17 protein-coding genes and 1 pseudogene are annotated in these 22,613 nt (G+C 63.4%); 12 read left to right on the plus strand and 6 right to left on the minus strand.

Annotation, left to right across the window (positions count from 1 at the left end):
• Nucleotides 1–191: 191 nt before the first annotated feature.
• Nucleotides 192–995 (minus strand): creatininase family protein, encoded by an 804-nt coding sequence (locus B4V04_RS16205; RefSeq protein WP_498232743.1) that lies wholly within the window; start codon nucleotides 993–995, stop codon nucleotides 192–194.
• A 204-nt stretch (nucleotides 996–1,199) separates the two neighbouring features.
• On the opposite strand from B4V04_RS16205, the gene B4V04_RS16210 reads away from it, so the two are divergent.
• The 8 genes from B4V04_RS16210 to B4V04_RS16245 all read left to right on the plus strand — a co-directional run bounded on the left by B4V04_RS16210 (nucleotide 1,200) and on the right by B4V04_RS16245 (nucleotide 11,159).
• A complete protein-coding gene (locus B4V04_RS16210; protein ID WP_144798239.1) occupies nucleotides 1,200–2,150 on the plus strand; it encodes an ABC transporter permease in 951 nt (316 codons plus the stop codon).
• A 2-nt stretch (nucleotides 2,151–2,152) separates the two neighbouring features.
• Nucleotides 2,153–3,190: an ABC transporter ATP-binding protein gene (locus B4V04_RS16215; protein WP_498232744.1), complete on the plus strand. Its 1,038-nt coding sequence runs from the start codon at nucleotides 2,153–2,155 to the stop codon at nucleotides 3,188–3,190.
• Nucleotide 3,191: 1 nt separating this feature from the next.
• Nucleotides 3,192–4,487 carry an oligopeptide/dipeptide ABC transporter ATP-binding protein gene (locus B4V04_RS16220; RefSeq protein ID WP_498232745.1) on the plus strand — a complete coding sequence of 432 codons (1,296 nt, stop codon included), beginning with the start codon at nucleotides 3,192–3,194 and terminating at the stop codon, nucleotides 4,485–4,487.
• A gap of 120 nt (nucleotides 4,488–4,607) precedes the next feature.
• Nucleotides 4,608–5,582 (plus strand): ABC transporter permease, encoded by a 975-nt coding sequence (locus B4V04_RS16225; RefSeq protein WP_144798242.1) that lies wholly within the window; start codon nucleotides 4,608–4,610, stop codon nucleotides 5,580–5,582.
• Between the two features lie 114 nt (nucleotides 5,583–5,696).
• Entirely contained in the window at nucleotides 5,697–7,499 is a 1,803-nt protein-coding gene (locus B4V04_RS16230; RefSeq protein ID WP_498232746.1) for an ABC transporter substrate-binding protein, read from the plus strand.
• A 130-nt stretch (nucleotides 7,500–7,629) separates the two neighbouring features.
• A complete protein-coding gene (locus B4V04_RS16235; protein WP_498232747.1) occupies nucleotides 7,630–9,135 on the plus strand; it encodes an amidase family protein in 1,506 nt (501 codons plus the stop codon).
• 39 nt (nucleotides 9,136–9,174) lie between these two features.
• Complete coding sequence (locus B4V04_RS16240) at nucleotides 9,175–9,870, plus strand: thioredoxin family protein (protein WP_498232748.1); 696 nt, start codon at nucleotides 9,175–9,177, stop codon at nucleotides 9,868–9,870.
• A gap of 47 nt (nucleotides 9,871–9,917) precedes the next feature.
• Entirely contained in the window at nucleotides 9,918–11,159 is a 1,242-nt protein-coding gene (locus tag B4V04_RS16245; RefSeq protein ID WP_498232749.1) for a Zn-dependent hydrolase, read from the plus strand.
• A 75-nt stretch (nucleotides 11,160–11,234) separates the two neighbouring features.
• On the opposite strand, the pseudogene B4V04_RS16250 reads toward B4V04_RS16245, so the two are convergent.
• The 3 genes and pseudogenes from B4V04_RS16250 to B4V04_RS16260 form a co-directional block, all read right to left on the minus strand.
• A pseudogene (locus B4V04_RS16250) lies at nucleotides 11,235–11,748 on the minus strand (PLP-dependent transferase); the annotation flags it as partial.
• Between the two features lie 625 nt (nucleotides 11,749–12,373).
• A complete protein-coding gene (locus B4V04_RS16255; RefSeq protein WP_498232750.1) occupies nucleotides 12,374–13,147 on the minus strand; it encodes an IclR family transcriptional regulator in 774 nt (257 codons plus the stop codon).
• Nucleotides 13,148–13,625: 478 nt separating this feature from the next.
• Entirely contained in the window at nucleotides 13,626–14,747 is a 1,122-nt protein-coding gene (locus tag B4V04_RS16260) for a 2-methylaconitate cis-trans isomerase PrpF family protein (RefSeq protein ID WP_498232751.1), read from the minus strand.
• Nucleotides 14,748–15,048: 301 nt separating this feature from the next.
• Here B4V04_RS16260 and tcuA point away from each other — a divergent pair, with 301 nt between their 5' ends.
• The 3 genes from tcuA (at nucleotide 15,049) to B4V04_RS16275 (ending at nucleotide 18,547) form a co-directional block, all read left to right on the plus strand.
• Complete coding sequence (tcuA, locus tag B4V04_RS16265; RefSeq protein WP_498232752.1) at nucleotides 15,049–16,494, plus strand: FAD-dependent tricarballylate dehydrogenase TcuA; 1,446 nt, start codon at nucleotides 15,049–15,051, stop codon at nucleotides 16,492–16,494.
• 64 nt (nucleotides 16,495–16,558) lie between these two features.
• The gene (locus B4V04_RS16270) at nucleotides 16,559–17,536 is read left to right on the plus strand and encodes an aminopeptidase (protein ID WP_498232753.1); all 978 of its coding nucleotides are present in this window, start codon (nucleotides 16,559–16,561) and stop codon (nucleotides 17,534–17,536) included.
• Nucleotides 17,537–17,584: 48 nt separating this feature from the next.
• Entirely contained in the window at nucleotides 17,585–18,547 is a 963-nt protein-coding gene (locus B4V04_RS16275; RefSeq protein WP_498232754.1) for an NAD(P)-dependent oxidoreductase, read from the plus strand.
• 130 nt (nucleotides 18,548–18,677) lie between these two features.
• Here the strand turns inward: B4V04_RS16275 and B4V04_RS16280 are convergent, their stop codons facing one another.
• Nucleotides 18,678–19,121, minus strand: a complete 444-nt coding sequence (locus B4V04_RS16280; RefSeq protein ID WP_498232755.1) for a universal stress protein — start codon at nucleotides 19,119–19,121, stop codon at nucleotides 18,678–18,680.
• Between the two features lie 84 nt (nucleotides 19,122–19,205).
• Here B4V04_RS16280 and B4V04_RS16285 point away from each other — a divergent pair, with 84 nt between their 5' ends.
• Nucleotides 19,206–20,699 (plus strand): aldehyde dehydrogenase, encoded by a 1,494-nt coding sequence (locus tag B4V04_RS16285; protein WP_498232756.1) that lies wholly within the window; start codon nucleotides 19,206–19,208, stop codon nucleotides 20,697–20,699.
• On the opposite strand, the gene B4V04_RS16290 is transcribed toward B4V04_RS16285, so the two are convergent.
• Complete coding sequence (locus B4V04_RS16290; RefSeq protein ID WP_498232757.1) at nucleotides 20,700–22,517, minus strand: thiamine pyrophosphate-binding protein; 1,818 nt, start codon at nucleotides 22,515–22,517, stop codon at nucleotides 20,700–20,702.
• Nucleotides 22,518–22,613: the final 96 nt, after the last annotated feature.

Genomic DNA, 22,613 nt, shown 5'->3' on the forward strand with positions numbered 1-22,613 from the left:
TTGACGCCGGAGGGAGACAGAGAACGTGCTTCGTCGGGTCTCTGGCCGTTCTCGTGGTGAGGTGAGTCGACCCCGACCACGCCTCCTCCCGGATCAGCCGTCACTCGCGGTCGGCGTGTCTGTCGCTCGCTTCCGTACCGGCCGGTTGGCACCGGTCGGCAACGCGGTTTCGCGAACGGCCGTCGTCGCCCTCACCCCGCCCGCTCGTGGAGCCGTTCGAGCACGTCGCCGACCTCGTCGACGAACACCTCGAAGAACCGTTCACCCTTCTCGGCGGTCGCCAGCTCCGGCGCGCCGACCGCACCCGTCTCGCTGTACGCGTCGAAGTCGGCGTAGGCCGAGAGCGGCCCCGGATGCGAGAGGTCGTCTCGGGTCCGGTCGTAGGGCGACTCCCACGGCGTCCCCTCGGCAGCGTCCAAGTCGACGAGGTCCGGACGGAGGTGAGCGAGCATCGACGTCTCAACCTCGCCCGCGTGGCCGGCGCCGCCGCGGTCGCTGTCCCGTATCTCGCCGATTCGGTCGGCGCCCAGATCGAAGTACGTGACCCCCAGTACCTCCGCCGTCCGATGAGCGGCGCCGATCGCACTCGTCGCGCTCGAAACGAGTGCGCCGTTGCCGCCGTGCCCGTTGAGGAGCAGGAGTCCGTCGAAGCCCTCGGCGAGCACCGTCTCCGCCACGCGCTCCAGCAGGTCGAGCAGGTCCCCACCGTCGAGGCTCACCGTGCCACCGAATGGGGTGTGGTGTGGGGAGTGGCCGGTCCATATCGGCGGCGTGACGAGCACCGGCATCGCGTCGGCGGCGCGTTCGGCGGCTGTCGTGGCAACCGCGTCTGCAAGGATGGTATCCGTTGCCGTCGGTAGGTGGTGGCCGTGCTGTTCGAGGCTCCCGACTGGAACGACCGCCACCGAGCCGTCTCGCTCGGCCGCGTCACGGACCTCCGGATACGGCTTCCCCGCCCACGCGACCGGCGACGCACCGATAGTATCGTACACCATGTAGACCGCCACGGCGGCCGCGAACAAAACGTTCCGGTCCGCGTCGAGGGTCGGTTCCGACGCCCGCATCGCCACTCACAGACCCATCATATATCGGAACTGAGGGCCGGACATCCCACCGCCATCGAGTGACTGAAAACCATCCTAATTGATGGGACCGAACTAAGGACAACACTTTTGACCACCCTTCGAATTAGGGCTGGTATGTCAATGCGTGACTTGCTCTCGTCTACCAGCTCCGGACTGGTGGACGCACTAACGGACAACCACATCGTCCGCAACTTCGTCGATGGATTGCGGCTGATGCTCAGCGATCGGACGACCGCCGCGTACTTCTGGATACTCGTCGGAATCACGATCCTCGGCGTCGTCGGGCCGATGATCGCCCCCTACGGCATCGAGGTGACACACTACAGCCAGAGCGGCGAGGTGCTGAGCGCCGAGCCGCCCTCGCTCGCACACCCCCTCGGGACGACATTTGCGGGCTACGACGTGCTCTCGCGGCTTCTGGTCGGCGCCCGTCCGACCGTGATCACGGGAGTTCTCGGTGGCGGGCTGATCCTCACCATCGGGACCACGATTGGAATCACCGCCGGCTACGTCGGCGGGCGCACCGAAACGATCCTGATGCGTTTCACCGACTTCGCGTACGGCGTGCCGCTCATCCCCTTTGGCATCGTGATGATCACCTTTCTCGGGGTCGGATTCCTGTCCTCGATTCTCGTCATCGGCTTGATCCTGTGGCGGGGCGGGGCTCGGGTGATCCGCGCCCAGACCCTGCAGATCAAGCAGTACCCGTTCATCAAGGTCGCCAAGGCGACGGGCGCGAGCAGGCGTCGGATCATCATCAAACACATCCTCCCGAACGTGGCACCGATGGCCATCTTCTTCCTGGCGCTTGGCGTCGGCTACGCCATCATGCTCCAGGCCAGCCTCACCTTCCTCGGCGTCGCGTCGCCGTTCACCCCGTCGTGGGGGGTCATGATCCGGAACGCGTTCAACTCCGGGTACATGTCCGAGGCGTGGTGGTGGTCGCTGACACCGGGGCTCCTGATCGGTATCACGGTGCTCTCGACGTTCATGTTCGGACGGGGATACGAGGATCTCATCACGGCCGACGGAGAGTCGATCGAAGCCGACACGGTAGCCGCGTAATCATGTCCGACACACTACTCGAGGTCGAGGACCTCACGATCCGGTACGAGACGGACGGCGGCGACATCACCGCGGTGTCCGATGCGTCCTTCAGCATCGACGAGGGCGAGTTCTTCGGCCTCGCCGGCGAGTCCGGCTCCGGTAAGAGCACGACCGCCAAGGCGATCATCGGCGGGCTCGACGACAACGGCTTCGTCGACGGCGGGACGGTCCGGTATCGCGGCGAGGAGATCCAGGACTTCAGCGACGCACAGCTCAACGAGAAGCTCCGGTGGAAGGAGATCTCTTGGATCCCTCAGAGCTCGATGAACAGCCTCGATCCGCTTCAGCGGGTGAGCGAACAGGCCTTGGAGATCGGCCAGGTCCACACCGACCTCTCCAACGAGGAGATCCGCGAGAAGCTCAAGGAGATGTTCGACGTGGTCGGACTCCAGCAGAGCCGGATCGACGATTATCCCCACCAGTTCTCCGGCGGGATGCAACAGCGTGCGATCATCGCGCTCGCGCTGTTTCTGGAGCCCAGCCTCGTCATCGCCGACGAGCCGACGACGGCGCTGGACGTGATCATGCAGGACCAGATATTCAAGTATCTCGATCGGATGAAAGACGACGCCTCGACGAGCCTCCTGCTCATCACCCACGACATCAGCGTCATCTTCGAGTCGTGCGACAGCGTGGCGATCATGCACGCGAGTCAGATCGCCGAGCGGGGGTCGGCGGAGTCGGTCCACGACAACCCCCGGCATCCCTACGCCTTCATGTTCAAGGAGGCGTTCCCGGACATCCGCGAGCCGGACCGGGAACTGGAGGTGATCGAGGGCTACCCGCCCGAACTGATCGGCGAGGTGTCGGCGTGTAGCTTCGCCGATCGCTGTCCGTGGGCAGTCGAGGAGTGTCGGAAGAGCGCTCCGCCGCTCGAATCCGTCGGCGACGACGACGCCACCCACGCCGCGTCGTGTTTCCGCTCCGACGAGGCGTACGAACTGTACGAGGAACACGGCACAGCCGATCCGGCGGCGCCGGAACAGGGGGACGACTGAGATGACGACCGAACCACCACTGCTGGAAATCAACCGACTGGAGAAGCACTTCGAGGAGAACACGAACATCTTCGACGTCCTCATGCGACAGGAGCCGTCGAAGATTCAGGCCGTCGACGGCGTCTCGTTCACGCTTGAACGGAACGACTCCATCGCCGTCATCGGCGAGAGCGGCTGTGGCAAGACGACGCTACTGTTGACGCTTATCGGTCTCCACGACATCACCGGCGGCGACGTGGTGTACAAGGGAACGCCGATGTCGTCGTTCGACAAGAGCGACTGGAAGGAGTACCGGAGCAACGTTCAGGTGATCTTCCAGGATCCGTTCAACTCGCTGGACCCGAAGATGACCGTCGAAGAGTCGCTGAAGGAGCCGCTGGAGATTCACGGAATCGGTAACCGGGACGAGCGGGTCCGGGAGGTGCTCGAGGACGTCGAACTCCGGCCGCCGGAGAAGTACCTGCGCCGCAAGCCGATGAACCTGAGCGGCGGCGAGAAACAGCGCGTCGCCATCGGCCGTGCGCTGGTGCTCGAACCCGACATCATCCTCGCGGACGAACCGGTGTCGATGCTCGACGTGTCGACACAGGCGTCAGTCCTGCGGATGCTGAAGGGGCTCATCGACGACTACGACGCGTCGATGATCTACATCTCACACGACCTCTCGACGGTGTCGTACATCTCGGAGGTGGTGAACGTGATGTATCTGGGGCGGATCGTCGAGTCGGCGGCCACCGATAGACTCCTCGACGATCCCAAACACCCCTACACGAAGGCGCTCGTCTCCGCGATTCCGGTGCCGGACCCCCACTACGACCGGCCGCGGACGGAGATGTCCGGCGCGCCACGCGACCCGATCGATCTGGGGGAGGGTTGCCGGTTCCGCGACCGATGCCCGGAAGTGATCCCTCCCGACGGGCTCGACATCGATCAGTCGGCGTACCGGGAGGTGATGGCGTTTCGCGAGGCGCTCGAACGAGACGAACTCCCCCTCGACCGCATCCGGGAGAGCCTCAACGACCCGGGCGATACGGACGCGTTCACCGCCGCTATCGACGACGAGCACTTCTCGGCCGATCTGTCTGACGAGAACGCGGCGACGGTCGACGCGGCGCTCGACGACATCGCGGCCGGTAAGCCGGACGCCGCCATCGACCGCTTACGCGAGCGCTTCGAGAGCGTCTGTGAACTCACTCCCGACTCCATCGAGGACGAGTCCGGCTGGCACGTCGCCTGCCACCAGTACTACGACCACGACCAACGGCACACGGAAGACCATGCAATCACGACAGACTGACTCCCGACCCCGACACCGGGCGGTCGTACTCGACGACCACCGATCACGGAGCGCACGACCCGGCCGAACGACCCACGACGACGGCGGTTCGCGTCCGGAGGTGAGTGTCCCGTGTCGTCGATGAAACGCTACGTCGCCGTCCGCAGCATCCAGACCGTCTTCACGCTGTGGCTGGTGCTCACCGCCCTGTTCGTGATGTTCCGGTCGATGCCCGGCGACTTCACCGCCCAGATGGCGGTGGCGGGCGCCAACGAGCAGGCGCTCGCGGCGCTGCGCGCCAAGTGGGGACTCGACCAGCCCCTCCACGTCCAGTACTGGCGGTACATCACCAACCTCGCGCAGGGCGACCTCGGCGAGTCGCCGGTCTACCGCATCCCCGTCTGGGAGTTCGTCAAGATGCGGATCTTCAACACGTTCATCCTCGTCGCGCCCGCGATGACGTTCACTTACATCCTCGGGGCGCTGATCGGGACCATCGCCGGGAGCAAGCGGGGCAGCCGCCTCGAGAAACTCGGTCTCATCCCGGTCATCGGTGCGGGATCGTTCCCGGCCTTCTTCATCTCCATCGTCCTGATCGTCGTCTTCGCGAGCTGGCTCAACATCTTCCCGACGTCGGGGATGCTGTCGGCGGGCGGTAGCGACGCGGGGACGTGGTGGGGACCGTACGTCACCCCCGACTTCGGTATCCACTACGTCCTGCCGTTCGTGGCCGTCGTCTGCCGGTATCTGTTCATCCCCTCGCTGATCATGCGGACGAGCGTCGTCGAGGTGATGGAGCAGGACTACACCGAGTACCACCGCCTGACCGGCCTGCCGCTCCGGAAGCGGCTCGGCCACGTCGCCAAGCACGCCAGCCTCCCGGTGATCACCATCTACCCGGTCTCGCTGGCCAGGGCGCTCGGCGGTCTCGTGCTGATCGAGACCGTCTTCAACTGGCCGGGAATCGGATTCACGCTCGTCGAAGCGGTGCTCGGCCGCGACTACCCGACAGTCCAGTTCGTGTTCTTCCTCGTCGCGGCCTTCGTCATCACCTCGAACTTCCTGATCGACCTGCTGTACGGCGTGATCGATCCGCGCATCCGCGTCGAGGGGTGACGCACCCGCCCACGCTATTTTTTGGCCGAGGAATAAGTATAATATATATCTCATATTAACAACCCCACTCGCATCGGCGATAGAGTTATACCGGTCGCGTTTGCTTGTGAGTGTATGTCATGCGAGAATGAATCGAGTGGCAGCGGCGTGGACCGCCGCTCGGTATTGAAGGCGATCGGGGTTGCAGGCGCGACCGGACTGGCCGGCTGTGGAGACCAGTCGGGGAGCGGTGGCGGCTCCGGTGGCGACCTCGGCGAACGAGTCTCGACGCTGCAGATGGAGTACTGGTCGGACTACGGCGGATTCACGACCACACAGGAGCAGATGGCGCCGATCATCTCGAGCAGCGTCGAGGAACTCGGCGTCGGGATGGAGGTCGTCCCGGTGAGCATCACGACACAGCTCTCCCAGATGGCCAACGACGAGAACCGTGACAACAACATCTCCTTTACGTGGTGGGTGCCCGCAGCCGATCGTCTCGACCCGCAGGAGCTCCTGAACAACATGCGCTTGGACTGGGCCGGCGCCAACGGGCAGAGCAACTACTCCAACTACGCCGACTGCGAGTACACCGAGCTGCTCCTCGAACAGACGACCGCCGAGACGTCCGAGGAGCGCCAGCAGGGCATGCACGAGGCCATCGCCCGCCTGTCCGAGGACTGTGCCATCGGCAACCTCGCACCGGTCGCCAACATCGGCGCCTACCGAACGGACATGGTCGAGATGGGTGGCATCGGCAACGGCGGGATCGCCCGCTCGAACGCCGAGTGGGCGTTCAAGTCCCAGACCACGAACGGCGATGACATGGTGGTGGCGATCAACCCGATCGCCACCGAGACGTCGAACTGGCTGACCCACTCCGCCTCGATGCCGGAGGCGATGTGGCAGCACATGATCCACTCGCCGATCCACAAGTACAACGAGAACTTCGAGCTCACGGAGCTGCTCGGCTCGGTCGAGGTCGTCGACTCCCAAGAGATCGTCGTCGAGCTGTTCGACGACGCGACGTTCACCAACGGCGATCCCATCACGTCCGAGGACGTGAAGTTCACGTTTGAGCAGATCCAGCGCGGCGGCGAGGCCGGCGCGTACCCGGGCGCGGCGCCGGTTCCGTACGACACCATCGAGACTCCCGACGAGCAGACGGTCCGCTTTACCTTCACGGAGCCGTACATCCCCTTCGCGCGTACGACGCTGATGCGGTGGGGTATCCTCCACAAGCAGTCCTTCGAGGAGGCGGGTGCGGTCGAGAACCCGGGTGGCGCCCAGTTCGAGATGCCCATCGTCTCTTCGGGACCCCTCGAGGTGACCGAACTCCAGCGCGGGACGCGGGTAGTCACAGAACCGCACGACGGCCATCCGACCTACGAGGCAAGCCAGCCGATCATCTTCGAGGCCTACCGTAACGAGGAGACGATGATCACCGCCCTCGAGGCCGGCGAGTGTATGATCACACCGGAGATATCGCCGCCGAACGCGGAGCGCGTCAACAACGAGATCGACAACGCCCAAGCGGAGTTCGCGGCCACGCACACGTCTTACAACCTCCAGTACGTCTGCCACACGGCGCCGTGTAAGTTCCCCGAGTTCCGCAAGGCGGTCGACGCCTCGATGAACCGCCAGCAGATGATCGGCGTGGCGCTGGCCGGCGAGGTCGAACCCGAGATGTACCCGACGTACATCTCGAAGAACCACCCGATGTACCCGCCCGAGGACATGCTGTCCGGGTGGGCCGAGTCGCCACAGGGCAGCCCGGACGTGGCCCGGCAGATGCTCGAAGACGCCGGCTGGGGCTGGGACGGTAACGACAACCTCCACTACCCGCCGGACGCCAACCTCGACCCGCTGTGGCCACAAGGCGAGGTGCCTTCGGCCGAGGACTTCCCCTGCATCGAAGAACTGGGTCTCGATCCGTAGGACTCCTCCGGTTTTTTGACGTAACCAAGTCCCTTCCGTTATCAAAGACCGCCGTACCCTCCCCCAACATGCGACTGACGGGACAACAACGCACCGGTACTGACTTACAACGACCCTTTGAGGCGTAGCCATGCGAAAACTCACCCCGGACGAACTGGTGGCGCTCGGCGAGGAGTTTGAGATCGACGTCGACGATGATCGCGCGGCCAGCATCACCGAGACGGTCAACGCGATGCTCGCGGATCTCGACGCGCTCGAGGAGATACCCGTCGGCGGCGACGCGCCGTCGCCAACGGGCGCCGATCCCGGCGCGCGAACCTGGACGGACCCGGCCGAGAATCCCCACGGTGCGGTCGCGGTCGGCTGCTCGGTACCCCCGTCATCGAAGGGGTCCCTCGACGGCACTCGCGTCGGAGTGAAAGACGTGATCGCCGTCGCCGGCGTCCCGATGCGCTGTGGCTCGGCGACTATGCGAGGGTTCGTCCCCGCCCGCGACGCGACCGTCGTCGACCGGCTTCGCGCGGCCGGCGCGTCGATCACCGCCAAGACCGCCTGCGACGAGTTCGCGGGGAGCGCCCGCGGAACGACCGGCCACGGGGCGCCGATCACCAACCCCCACGACGACGAACGGACGGCCGGCGGCTCCTCCGGCGGGAGCGCGGCGGCGGTCGCGGCCGGTAGCGTCGACGCCGCGCTCGGTACCGACACCGGTGGCTCCGTGCGCATCCCCGCGTCGTTCTGTGGCGTCGTCGGCTACAAGCCGACCTACGGGCTCGTGCCGCTGACCGGTGTCATCGAGAACACCTACACCCAAGACCACGTCGGGACGCTCACCGATACCGTCGCCGACGCGGCGGCACTTCTCGGGGCGATGGCGGGCGCCGACGACACCGACCCGGCGAGCCTGGCTGCGGCCGGGCGGTCGGGGTACCGCGTCGGAGGCTACCGCGACGCGGTCGCCTCGTCATCCGATCCCCCGAATCTCCGGATCGGCGTTCTCGACGAGGGGACTGGCGAGGGCGTCGCGGACCGCGTCGAGAGGCGCACCGAGGCCGCCGTCGACGCCCTCGACGACGCGGGCGTGACGGTCCGGTCGGTCTCAGTCGATACCTTCCACGACGCCCGTCCGATCAAGAACGCTCTGAGTTTCGTCGAGCTCGCCACCCACTGGCGAGACGGCGCCGCTCCGTACCGCCGCGGCGGCGTCGACGAGACGCTCCAGACCGGCTTCGCCCGCGCCCGCGCCGCGGCCAGCGGCGAGCTGAGCGATTTCTACACGAGCAAGCTGCTCGCCGGCGCGCGGGTCGTCGAGGCCCACGACGGCCGGCCGTACGTCCGAGCCCAGACCGCCAGAGAGCGGCTCCGCGAGGCGTTCGAGGCGGCACTCGACGGTGTCGACGCCCTCCTCCTGCCGACGATGCCGGACGTGGCGCCGCCGGTCGACGGCGCCGACGACTGGGCGTACGATTACGCGCGCAACACGCGGGCGGCGAACGTCACCCGTCTCCCCGCGGTAACGGTGCCGAACGGTACCGCCTCGGGGCTGCCGGTCGGCCTCCAATTGGTTGGTCCGGCGTTCCACGACGCCGACCTCCTCGCGACGGCGGCCACCGTCACGTCGGTACTTCCGGCCTGACGGGGGATCCTTTATATATTCGAGATGGCAGATAACGGTATGTCTGCGACCGACGCCGTCGACCGACTCATCGAACGCGACGTGTTCGAGGCGACCGGTGATGACGAGTTACGCCCGACCGAATCGTTCCGGGCGGCGGTCGACCGCCACCGGCGGACGCTGACCGACCGCGACGCCGACGAGCGGTCCGCGGCCGTCGCGGAGCTGACCGACGACCCCGATGTCGCGGATACGTTCGCGGCGGCGGACGTCTCCGATCTCGACTTCTTCGCGCGATACGTCGCGCTCCGAAATCGGGCCGCCGACCTCTCGGCGGCGCAGGCGCTCACGCTCACGGTCGTGATCGGACAGCTCGAAAGCGGTATGCCTCGCTCGGACGGCGCACCGGCGGCCTTCCTCCCCGTCGACGGCGAGGACCTCGTGCGGCTCGTCCGGCTTCACGACCGCTGTGTCGTCTACGCCTGGCGCGAGGACTGCCCGCCGTGCGAGACGATCAAGGCAGACTTCGACGACCTGTTCGGCGCCGACCCACCGGGCGACCTGCTCTTGCTCGCGGTGTACGGTCCGGATTGCCCTCGGCTCCTAGACCGGGAGTTCGACACGAGTGCAGCGCCGACATTGCTGTTTACTCTCGACGGGCGCGTCGATTCGCGGTTTGTCGGGACGCCGTCGGCCGAGGGGCTCGAAAGCGAAATAGAGACGCTCCGCGATCGGACGGCCCCGTCGGCAGAGTGACCGTCGTCCACCGGGACGTTTAGTTGCTCGCCGCGCGTGGGTCGGCCATGCGTATCGACATCGACCGCGATCGACTCGTCGAGACGATGGAAGACCAGGCGGCGATCGGTGGGACGGAGGGCGGCGGGCTCCACCGTCTCGCGCTCTCCGACGCCGACCGCGAGGTGCGTGACTGGTTCGTCGACCGTGCTGCGGACGCCGGGCTGGACGTCCGCGTCGACGCCTTCGGCAACACCTTCGCCCGTCGGGAAGGTGCCGATCCCGACGCCGAACCGCTACTCGTGGGTTCGCACCTCGACTCCCAGCCGTACGGCGGTATCTACGACGGTGCGCTCGGCGTCGTGGCGGCCCTGGAGTTCGTCCGCACGCTGAACGACCGGGCGATCGAGACTCGCCGGCCGGTCGAGGTGGTCAACTGGACCAACGAGGAGGGGTCCCGGTTCCCGCCCGCGATGCAGGGCAGCGGCGTCTGGGCAGGCGCTCACGACATCGAGGCCGAGTACGAGAAGACCGACGCCGACGGTACCCGCCTGCTCGACGAACTCGAACGCATCGGTTACCACGGAGACGAGCCGGCCGAGCCGCGCGAGCCGTACCACGCGTATCTCGAACTCCATCCCGAACAGGGACCGTTTCTGGAGGAAACCGGTGCCGACGTGGGGATCGTCACCGGCATCGTCGGCCTCCGGTGGGCGGACATCACGCTCCACGGGCAGGCCAATCACACCGGGACGACGCCGATGAACTACCGGGAGGACGCACTCGTTGCGGCCTCGGACATCGTCACTGCGATCCGGCGCCTGCCGGGGACGCTCGGCGACCGAACCGTCGCGACGGTCGGGTCCCTGACCGTCCAGCCCAACTCGGTCAATACCGTCCCCGAGACGGTGACGCTCACGACCGACATCCGCGACCCCGACGAGGCCGTCCTCGACGAGGGCGTCGCGCGGATGGAGGCGGAGGTGGCCGCGGCGGCCGACCGCGAGGGCATCGAGTACGAGATCGAGCACACGATGGCCTCGCCCACGGTCGACTTCCCCGACCGGCCGGTCGAGGCCGTCGCGGACGCCGCCGACCACCTCGGCTACGATGGCCGCCGGATGGTCAGCGGTGCCGGTCACGACGCTACCCACGCCGCCGCCGTCTGCGGCGCCGCGATGGTTTTCTCGGTCAGTGAGGGCGGCAAGAGCCACACGGAAGACGAGTTCACTAGCTGGCCGGACTGCTACCGCTCGTCGAACGTGCTTGCGAACGCGGCGCTAGACCTGGCCGAGCCGATCGTCGACTGACCGGTTGCCCCGTCGCCGATCGCGTCGACTCGGACTCGAAAACCAAACGCACCCGTGCTGCCGAGGAGTGTGATCTTACGGGAGGGCCGTCCGAAGATCCTCGCGGAGGTCGTCGGCGTCTTCGAGGCCAACGATACCCGGACCAACGTCTCGGTATCGCCGCCGAATCCCCACTACGACTGAACTCGTCGGGAAGCATGAGCGACGGAAGCGCAACGAGGCTTTCGGCGCCACCGAGACTGGCTCCGGGCGTGAACACCTCCAGTCCCTCGACGAACGCCTCGAGTTCGACGCGTGTACCCTCGAACTCGAAGGATAACAGTCCGCTGTACCCCGGCATCTGCTCACTCGCGAGATCGCGTTGCGGGTGGCTTTCGAGACCCGGATAGCGAACACGGGCGACCCGCTCGTGGCGTTCGAGGAACCGCGCGACTGCCATCGCGTTCTCCTCGTGGTGTTCCATCCGTGCGGGTAGCGTCTTGATGCCCCGCGCAACGAGGCAGCAGTCGAACGGCGAAAGCATGTTCCCGAGTCCGACCCGCTGTGCGAACGCGAATCGCTCAAAGACGTTCTTGTCGGCGATGATAACGGTATCGCTGATCTCACGGCAGTGCCCCGAGCGTCAATGTTAGGACTGGCCCGATGAAGCGATATCGGATTGTCAACGAGTAGAATAAGGTTTTAAATGATTATTACCATATGTATAATTAAAGATACCAAATTAGATTCACTTCATATGTGTTGTTTTCAGGTTCAGCCATCGATTTATTTCGTTTTAAGGAACACGACGGAATATAGTATTATTAGTAATTTATATTGAATCATGATTTTGTCCGGTTTAATACGGTTTAAACGATCTTATTCTTCTGATTATACATCGACGTTGCGTAGTCGTGATCGGTGTTCTTAAATTAACAGATGTTATTTATAAAAAAGTATATCAGTATTCAAATCAGATAGTTTGAATAGCTGAATACTATCGATGCCACTCCCCTCCGAAAGCGGTCTGGCGAGGAGACAGTCATTACACTCATACGAGTGTAATTCTCACTGGCGAGATATCTATTTACTGGAGATGTCGGTGAATCCGGAGGTGTGGTAGCCACAGTATCCCGACGCTTCGAAAATCAACCACGCTAAGAGTCCCGTGTAGCGGGAATAACTCACGGCAGTGAGATCATCATTGACACCAAGTTAGGGTGTTTCCCACTCGCTCAATCGATCTCGTAGGCCAACTTCAGTTCCAATTCGTTTACCGCGGCGAGGACAAGGTCCGGGAGTTCCTCGCTGTAGAGTTCTCCTTTAAATCGATGCGCAGGCCCAGAGATGCTCAAGCCACCGACTGGAGCCCCGTTAGGGCCACAAACGGCTGCACCGACCGCGCGCAGTCCGGGTGTGGCTTCCTCGTTGTTGAATGCGACACCCGACTCACGGATCGTGTCAAGTTCTGCGAACAGCTCTTCACGATCTGTGATCGTCTTGTCCGTCGACGCTGGTAACCCGCGCCTATCGATGATCTCTTCAACCCGCTCCTCAGGGAGCTCAGCGAGGATGGCCTTACTAGACGCGCCCTCATGGAGAGGGCCGTTCTTTCCGATACTCGCGTCTGTCTGGACTGCGTTCTTGCCGGACTGTGTGTATAGGTAATACCTGAGCCCGTTTTCTTCGACGACAAACTGAACTCGTTCGCCCGTCTCTGTGGCGAGTTGGTCCACTTTTTGTTTCGCGAGGTCGAACACCTGTTTGTTCGTCTGAACGTGGCCCCCGAGGGTCAGGAATTCCATTCCAAGCCTGTACTTCGTCCCTTCACACACAACGTAGCCGTGTTTGCGGAGTGTGTTGAGATGGCGGTGGACTGTACTCGTGGAGATATCCAGCTCAGTCGCAATTTCCGACTGCGTGACTTCGTCGTTAGACTTGACAGCGTGGACGATCGACAGCGCCGTATCGAGCGTGGAAACAGTATCGTTCTCGCTGATGTCGGTCATGGCTCAATGGTGGATACAATACTATTTAGATTTCCCGGATGGCGGGAAACTATCCGAATATGCGTATGGGCTAGGATACGGGTGTTCGCACGTCAACGAACGGGATGAGTTGGATTGATTGGTGGTTCTGCATACCGAATTGTTGTGGTCTGTTAACAGGAGTAGTGAAGGCGTAGTTTCTAGACTACTCCAGTTCGAAATTAGATAAATAAGATTATTTTTTGATAGGGATATGCAATTTAATCATTGAATCAACCATCACTATTGTATGTCAGTTTTTCATATGGCGGGAAACAGAACGTCGTAACGAGCCAATCCGAGTCAAAATTCACATCGAATCCTAACAGTGAGGTGACAGCGCCGGTAGAGCGGAACGAACCTATCTGAAGGGTAACTCCAGAAGAACCAATCAACCGATCCTCACGAACGCGAACTATTCGATCGAAGGTCCCGCGTCTCTTGGGGAAGGACGCTCCCGTTAGTAGTAGCCTGTGCCGTCCATGAGCCGTCTCTGCGTCCGATAGACGGTGACGCTGTCGACTCCATGCGGGTCGGTATCGACCGATGCGGTCGCTGACATGGCTCCGCGCGGATGCCCTACGGTGACCGTCTCAGCAGCGTTTTTTGCAACCCCTTCGACGACAGTTCCCGGTAGACGTGCTGCAGCGGCGGTACAGGCAATGCCTGTGACAGCGTACACCGGATGAAGCTTCCCCATCGACAGATAGCGGGCGAGGAGATTCACATCATCGCCGGACATACGATGCCCGTCGGAAGTTTCGTAATCGGACGGCTGCGAAACAAACACGAGTTTTGGGTAGCCCGGCGACTCTATCGACGCGTCTTCGGGTTCATCGACGAATCCGAGTTCCGCACAGATTGAGGCACGAATTCGTTCCAAATCTGCGAGGAGGTCCGGGTCGTTGTCGATCTCTTCAGGCGTCTCCGTGGCCGTCAGCCCGATATCGGCTGCCTTGACAAATGCGATCGGCGTCGTGACGTCAACAACGGACAATTCGAGCGTTCGTCCGTCGATCGTTCGTTCGATGGTCGGACCCCCTAGCGGGTAAAGCCCCTCGGTCAACGAGCCGGCCGGATCGAGGAACGTCGTGTCGATTCGGGCGCCTGTCCCGGGAACTCCGTGAATTTCGAAGTCGCCGTCCGTCGCGGCGTTCCCATCTGCAAGCGGAACCCGCTGTTCGATTCGGGCGTCAGTGTTCGTGTTATGCAGCTGCAAGTCGACCGCCTCGGCGTCTGGCACGGGGTCGACGAATCCCTCATCAATCGCGAAGGCGCCGATCGCACAGGTGAGGTTCCCGCAGTTGCCGCTCCAGTCGATGACCGGATCCTCTACGGCCACTTGGCCGAACGTGTACGAGACGTCCGCGTTCGGGACCTCGGCATCGCCGACCACCATGAGCTTCGACGTCGTCGAGGTCGCACCGCCCAGTCCGTCGATTTGTCGTGGGTCCGGGCTCCCGAACAGCGAAAGGATGGCCGCATCGCGGTCCGTCTCAGGGAGTTCCTCCCGGCGGAGAAAGACGCCCTTGCTCGTCCCTCCCCGAACGACGGCACACTCAAGCGATCGCTGATCGCTCACAGCGGATCAACCCCCACCTGAGATGTCACTACGGGAGAGACCGGTAGAATCGATCTAACGGACCAATCGGTCTGTAGCCAGCGGACTCGCTTCCGAACGACTACGGTGAGATCGGAGTAGACTGGTTCTGTCATCTACCTACGTGCTCTCCTGTGCGCGCTTATCTATTTTACCCTGATCGTGGCCGTCGTCGAACGAGGGCGAGCTGACGGCTCGGAGCTCTTGGATCTAATTCAGTATTTCTAACACAAATTGGTGGAACAAAAGGGTTTAATAAATACCATTCATACCGAGAGGCGAGATGCACGTTATCGACGATCATGACCTCGTTGTGGTGGGGTGTGGTATGGCCGGACTCGCCACCGGGCTTCGGGCCGCGGAGCTCGACCTGAATCCGGTTTTGCTCGAAAAGACGCCTCGCGAGGAGCGCGGCGGCCAAACGCGGTATGTCCAGTCATTTCGCGTTCCGTCCGCGGACTCGGGGCTTCCGGAACGGGGTTACGAGTTCGATATTTCGGACTACAGCGCGGACGACTACTACGAGGACATTATGCATCAGACGAGCGGGAAGGCCGACCCGGAGATAGCTCGTACGCTGGTGGATCGTGCCTCTCCCACCGCCGAGTGGCTCACGGACCACGGGGTCGACTGGAATATGGAGCCCCCTCACGTGGGCTACACGGTAGCACGGACGTTCATCGACGGCGAGGAGCTGGTTCCGACGCTCGTCGAGCGCATCGAGGAGCTCGGCGGGACGATCGTCTACAACGCGGAGGCGCGCGACCTCAAGGAGAGCGATGACGAGGCCGAACGACGAGTGACGGGCGTCGAGGCGCTCGTCGACGGCGAACGGGTCACCTACGAGGCCGACACCGTAGTGATCGCCAGCGGCGGGTACGAGTCCGACGAACGGAAGCGGACGGTGTACTACGGCGACGGCTACGACGAGATGACCGTCCGCGGGAGCCCGTACAACACGGGCGGCCCCATCGACATGGCGCTAGATATCGGAGCGAAGGCGACGGGTCAGTGGAGCGGCGCTCACATGAGCCTCATCGACGGGAACTCACCGCCGGCCCGAGGCGGTGCGAACCGAATCGACGGCTACCAGTACTGCGTCGTTCTCAACCACGACGGAGAGCGCTTTGTCGACGAGGGGCAGGACGCCCGCGCACACACGTATGCGAAGTTCGGCCGCCTGTTCTTCGAAGAGGAAGACCACGAGGTGTTCCTGATCGCCGACAGCGAGATGGAGGAGTACCTCTGGCCGCAGGGACCGTCCGACCCGGTGTACGCCGACACGGTCGCCGAGGTGCTCGAAGAACTCGGCTGCAAGAACCCCGAGAAAGGACAGGAAACCGTAGAAGCGTACAACAATGCCTGTCCGGATGACCCCGATTTCGACCCCGAGACGCTGGATGGCAACAATGCCGAGGGGATCGAGCCACCCAAATCCAACTGGGCCGTCCCGCTCGATAACCCGCCGTACGTCGGGTACCCGCTCACCGGCGGGATCACCTTCGCATTCGGTGGCGTCGCCACGACGACCGATGCTGAGGTGCTCGACACGCGCGAAGAGACCATCCCCGGCCTGTACGCTGCGGGGAACAGCGTCGGCGGACTGTTCTACGACAATTATCCCGGCGGCACGGGGTTGACCAACGCCGCTGTCTACGGGAAAATCGCCGCCGAATCGGCGGCCGACGAGCTGAAGAACGGAGCCGCGGGAGCGGAGGCTGACGACTGACCGCGCCGCTGTCGATTCCGCCGAGAGACACACTTTTATAAGCACTTACGGACTGTCTGGAGGTATGGACTCAGTCCAAGAGATGAAAGGCGCGAGCATTGTGGTCGACACCTGTGCGGGTATCCAGCCGGGCGAGGACGTCCTCGTCGTCTCGGACTGGGAAGTCGCAGACGTCGCCGAGCGCGTCGCCGCGGCCGCGAACGAGCGCGACGCAAATGTCACGATGACGATGATGGACCCGCGCGAGTACGACGGCAATGAGCCCGAACCGTCGGTCGCGGCGGCCATGCTCGAAGCGGACGTGATCATCACACCCGTCCACCGTTCCATCACCCACTCCAGTGCGACAGCAGAGGCCAAAGAGGCCGGTGCACGGGTGATCAGCATGGTGAAGTTCACCGACGAACAGCTGGTCCACGGCGGTCTCTACGCTGACTACGAGGGAATGCGGCCGCACTGCGAGGAGATGGCGAAAAAGTTCGGCGACGCCGACGAAGCCAGAATCACGTCCCCGCAAGGGACCGACGTGACGGTCGGGCTCGAGGGGCGTGACGGCAACGCCCATCCGGGGATCGCCCACGAGTCCGGGGAGTTCACGGCGCTCGTTCACATCGAGGCCAACATCTCTCCCGTAGAGGGAACCACGAACGGGACGGTCGTCTTCGATGGCGCCATCCCTAACCTTGATATCGGCGTCTTAGAGTCGCCCGTTACAATGGAGATTGAAGACGGGGCGGTCACCTCTGTCGACGGCGGCAAAGAGGCGAAGCGCATCGCGGACGTCTGGGCGGACCACGACGACCCCGCCGTGTACAACATTGCCCAGTTGGCCGTCGGTATGAATCCCGAGTGTCCCGAATTCAACGGCTGGTTCTCCAACGACCACGGCCGCTACGGTAACGTCCACTTCGGTATCGGCACGAGCAGCAATCTCGGTGGAACGACTCGCGCACCCGTCCACTTCGACGCGATGATGGCCGAGCCGACGCTCGAGCTCGACGGCGAAGTCGTGCTCGAAGACGGGGAGTTCACGTTTTTCTGAGCGACAGATGAACCGGACTCACGGACAATATTCCATGGCGGGAAAGCGATGAGACGGGCGCTCGTCGATCAGGACTTACAGCCCGAAGAGGCGTTGAAAGAGAAGGTCGGAGATCGATTCGACCTCGATATCGGGGTCGAATCCACCGAAGAAGCGGTGATAGAGGCGCTTGATGGTGTCTCTGTGTTGTTCACCACTTCACGCCTTCCAATCTCAAAGCGGGTCCTAGAGGCGGCCGACGAACTCGAGGTCATTGGGAAGATCGGTACTGGTCTCGACAACGTCGATCTCGACGCCGCGTCCGAGTTGGGGATCGGTGTGACGTACACGCCGGGACTGAACGCGGCGGCGGTGGCCGAGTACACCGTGGGACTCGCGCTGGCGGTCTCGCGTGATATCCTCCGAAACGACGAATTGCTGGCGGCCGGCGGGTGGCGAAACGAGACCGAACTGAGTACCTCGGTCCACGGTAAGACCGTTGGCGTGGTCGGTTTCGGCGACATCGGAAGCCGCGTCGCCGCCTTCTTTTCGGGGCTCACGACGAATGTGCTCACGTACGACCCGTACGTCTTCGAGGAGGATACCGACATCACCGGGGCGGAGTTGACCGACTTAGAGGATCTCCTCGAGCGAAGCGACATCGTCACCGTCAACGCCGAGTTGACGGACGAGACGGAGGGACTGATCGGCGCCCCTGAACTGGACCGGATGCAGGAGTCGGCAATACTGGTGAACACCGCACGGGGACCGGTCGTTTCCGAGTCCGCACTAATAGACGCGCTCGAGGCCGACGAGATCGCCGGTGCCGGCCTCGACGTGTTCGAGACCGAGCCCCTGCCGCGAGACGCTCCGTTCCACGAGTTCGACAACGTGATTGCCACGCCTCACGTCGCCGCGACGACCACGGAAAGCCGGACACTCAGCATCGACGCGCTGGTCAACAGCGTTTTCGGGATGCTCGACGGGGACGGCGCACCGGAGCGGTACACGGCGGTCGCGTTCGAGTCGTAATCCGGGGTACGAGAGTTCCTCCGGTGCGCACACTCTCAAATGGTGTCCTACGAATGTGCAAACCAGCTCGGAGAGCCACTAGCGTCAAATCACTCGATCCAAGGTGGACAGTTCAAGCCCACATACCGTCTTAATCCTGGGTGGCCCCCGACCGCGGCACAGCGAGAGTCTGTCGGTCAACGCTCGTGAGGACTTGCTGTGCGGTGCTTCCGAAGACGGCCTTGCCGACAGCGGATCGCTTCCGAACGCCGATCACGACGTAGCGTGCGTCCCGACGTTTCGCAAGCGAAACTAGCTCGCTGGCGGCGTCACCCACCGCACCGGTGGCCACGAACTCGTCGACGACCGGCTCTGCAATCTCCGTAGCGATCGAGGCCGCGATCTCCCGAACCTCGTTGGGGTCGACCGCGTCTGCAGTCTCTGACACGCTCGTCCGTTCGAGCTCAACGAACTCGTCTCGACTCAAAACGTGGAGGACCTCTAACTCGTCGTCGAACTGCCGCGCGAGGGTCTCCGCTGCCTCAAGTGTCTGGCGCGATCCGTCCGCTTCTTTGACTCCGACCAAGACGGTCATACCTCTCTCATGACTGCTCTCACGTATAGTCCTTACCCGCCCCGCACCTCAACGGTTATCAATATCGGGACAGATTGTGGTCGTATGGAAGCAAATGAGTTGCTGTCTCAGCGTCAGGAGTATCAGATGATCATCGACGGGGAGCCGACAGAAGCTGCCGGCGGCGAACGGTTCGACGTTTCCTATCCGTACCAAAAGACGGTGTGGGCGTCGGTTCCCGAGGCGACGGCAACAGACGTCAACGACGCCGTGGCGGCCGCTCGGCGGCGTTACGAGAGCGACTCTTGGCGGTCTCTCTCGGCGACTGAGAGAGGGGAGCTGCTATTCGCGCTCGCTGATGAGATCGAAGCGCACACCGAAGAACTCGCCGCGCTGGAGACGCTGTCGAACGGGAAGCTGATTCGCGAGATGCGGGGTCAAGTCGAGAGTCTTCCGGACTGGTACCGGTACTACGGCGGGCTCGCCGATAAGCTGCAAGGCGACACGATGCCGATCGAACAGGACGGCTTCTTCGGATACACGGTCCCCGAACCGTACGGCGTCGTCGGGGCGATTACGACGTGGAACTCGCCGCTGTCGCTGGCGACCTACAAGATCGCCCCGGCCATCGCGGCCGGCAACACGGTGGTGTTGAAGCCGTCCGAGCTGGCGCCGGTCTCGGCGCTCAGGCTTGCGGAGCTGGCGGACGATGCAGGGTTCCCGTCTGGCGCACTCAACGTGGTGACGGGTTTCGCCGAGGCGGGCGCAGCGCTCGCGGGCCACAACGACATCGATCGGGTGGCGTTGACCGGCGGCCCCGAGGCGGGACGCGCGGTTGCGACCGCTGCGGCCGAGAACATCGTCCCGAGCACCCTGGAACTCGGTGGAAAGAGTCCGAATATCGTGTTTCCGGATGCTGACCTTGAGAACGCGGTGACGGGCGCGATCAAGGGAATCTTCGCCGCCAGCGGACAGACCTGTATCGCCGGGTCGCGGTTGTTCCTCCACGAAGAGATCGCCGAACCGTTCTTAGACCGGCTGGTCGAGCGGACCGAACGGATCGATCTCGGCGATCCGCTTGACGAGGAGACGGAGATGGGACCGATCGTCTCGGAGACCCAACTGGACGGTGTCGAAGAACACGTCGAGCGCGCCCTAGACGACGGAGCAACGCTCTTGACCGGCGGCCCGGAGCGTGACGTCCCCGATGGGCCGTTTTATCCGCCGACTATCCTGACCGACGTAACGAACGACATGGCGATCGCGCGCGAGGAAGTGTTCGGTCCGGTCTTGGCGGTCCTCACGTTCGAAACCGAGGACGAGGTCATCGAGAAAGCGAACGATTCCGAGTTCGGGCTCGCGTCGGGCGTGTGGACGAAGGACATTCAGCGCGGCCATCGGATGGCCGACGCGTTGGAGGCGGGCGTAGTATGGCTCAACACCTACCGGAAATCGTCTTTCACGATGCCGTTCGGCGGGTTCAAGCAAAGCGGAATGGGGGTCGAAAAGGGGATAGAGGCGATAGAGGAGTACGTACAGACCAAAAGCGTCTGGGTCGAGACCGATGACGAGGTCTCGGACCCGTTCCGGCTCGTCTGATCAGCGCGGCTGACAGACGACGTCGACGAGCACCGGGTCACCGGCCTTGACGACCTCCCAGGCCTCGCGCAGGGTCGTTCCGAGCTCGTCCGGGTCCTCGACGGGGCCGAATCCTTTCACACCCATCGATTCCGCCATCGTCGCGTAGTCCGGAGTCGGCTCGTACAGTCCGGTGCCCACCAGAGCGCTCTCGAAGCTCGCGTCCCGTCCACGGTGTTCGGCAAGTGTCATCCGGTGGCTTGTAGAATTGTACAGCGAGCCGTTGTTGTGGACGACGGTGAAGATGGGTAGCCCGTAGTGGCCGATCGTCCAGAGGCCACCGGGGTAGAACATCAGGTCGCCGTCGGGTTGGAGGTTTATCGGGACCCGGTCCGTCTCCTGGTAGGCCAACGCGCCACCGATCGCCTGGCCGATTCCCTGCCCGATGCCGCCGCCGCCGGAGTAGCTGCCGATATACTGGTCGTACTCGTCGATGTCCCACAGCTTGTAGGCCCAACCGCGGAACGTCCCGTTCGTGAGCACCCACTCCTCGTCCTCGATGACATCCCAGATCTCCCCGGCTACGCGGGGCAGCGAAATAGGCGTCTCGTCCCACGCCGCCTCGGCCTCGTCCTGCCACGCCGCGCGCTGAGTTTCGTGGGCGTCGTCGATCGTCGCGCGACGGGCTCTCACCCGCTCGCGCGCTTCAGCGTCGTCGTCGAGCCGGGATTGGACGGCGTCGCGAAGCTGGGGGACCGCGAGTGCCGTATCGGCGGTTATCGAGAGGTCCGTCTCGCGCAGTGCGAACTGGTCAGACACCAGTCCGGACGGACGCGTGTTGTGGGTCCCGACGTCGATGAGCGCGAACTCGTCTTTCACAGACTCCGTCTGGTTGTGAGTGACCGGTTCGGTGTCGGTGAGGGTGTAATTCGAGCTCCACACATCGAGCGCAAGGACGGCGTCGGCGTCGCGATACCGTTCCGTGCCGGCCAGATCAAGCGGATGGGTGTTCGGGAAGTTATAACGGTGCGGCGTGCCGACCCGGTGCGAGTGGAACACCGGGGCGGCGAGCGATTCAGCCAGATCCACGAGCGCGTCGACCGCCTCTCGGGAATCACCGACGGCGTCCGAGAGGATAACGGGAAAGTCGGCGTCAACGAGACGGTCAGCCGCCCGCTCGATGGCCTCGGGATCGGGTGCGATCCGCGAGGGCGTTTCGAATTTCTCGAAGTCGGGAAGCGGAATCGGCTCGTCGAGCTCCGCCTCCTGAATCTGATGGTCCAGAGCCACGTACGTCGGCCCCTTCGTCTTCGAGTCGGCGATGTTGATCGCGTTCAGAAGCGACTCGGCAACGCCGTCGACGTCGACCGGCTGGTCGTCCCACTTCGTGTATCCGCGCACGAGGTTCCCCTGAATCTGTGCGGTGTGGATCCAGTCGAAAAAGGGTCGCCGTTTCGACTTCTGGACCGGGCCGGTCCCCGCCAGCGCGACGACCGGGACGCGGTCGCAGTACGCGTTGAAAATGCCCATCGTCCCGTGAAGAGTCCCGACAACGTTGTGAAGGATGCACAGCGCCGGCTCGCCGGTCGCCTTGGCGTGTCCGTGGGCGATCGCCACCGAGAGCCCCTCGTGGGGTACCTCGATTATCGGCGGGTCCTCATCGTTGTAGTTGACCAGCGACTCCTCGATCCCCCGAAACGACGATCCGGGATTAAAAGAGACGAACTCGAAGCCGTACCCCTTCAGGAAGTCGGTGATGTAGTCTGAGCCGTACGCCTGATCACTGGTGTCGACCGCCCGCCGCTCGCGCGGTGGGGGGCTGTCCGGAGTGTCGCTCATGCAAACTCGCCTCGGCTCAACGTCGAGGCCGTACTTAGTCGTACTGGCAACAGCCGGTTACGGGAGAAGGACACCGGGATGACGTCACACGGCGGC

The organism is Halorubrum sp. B52, from assembly GCF_059752555.1.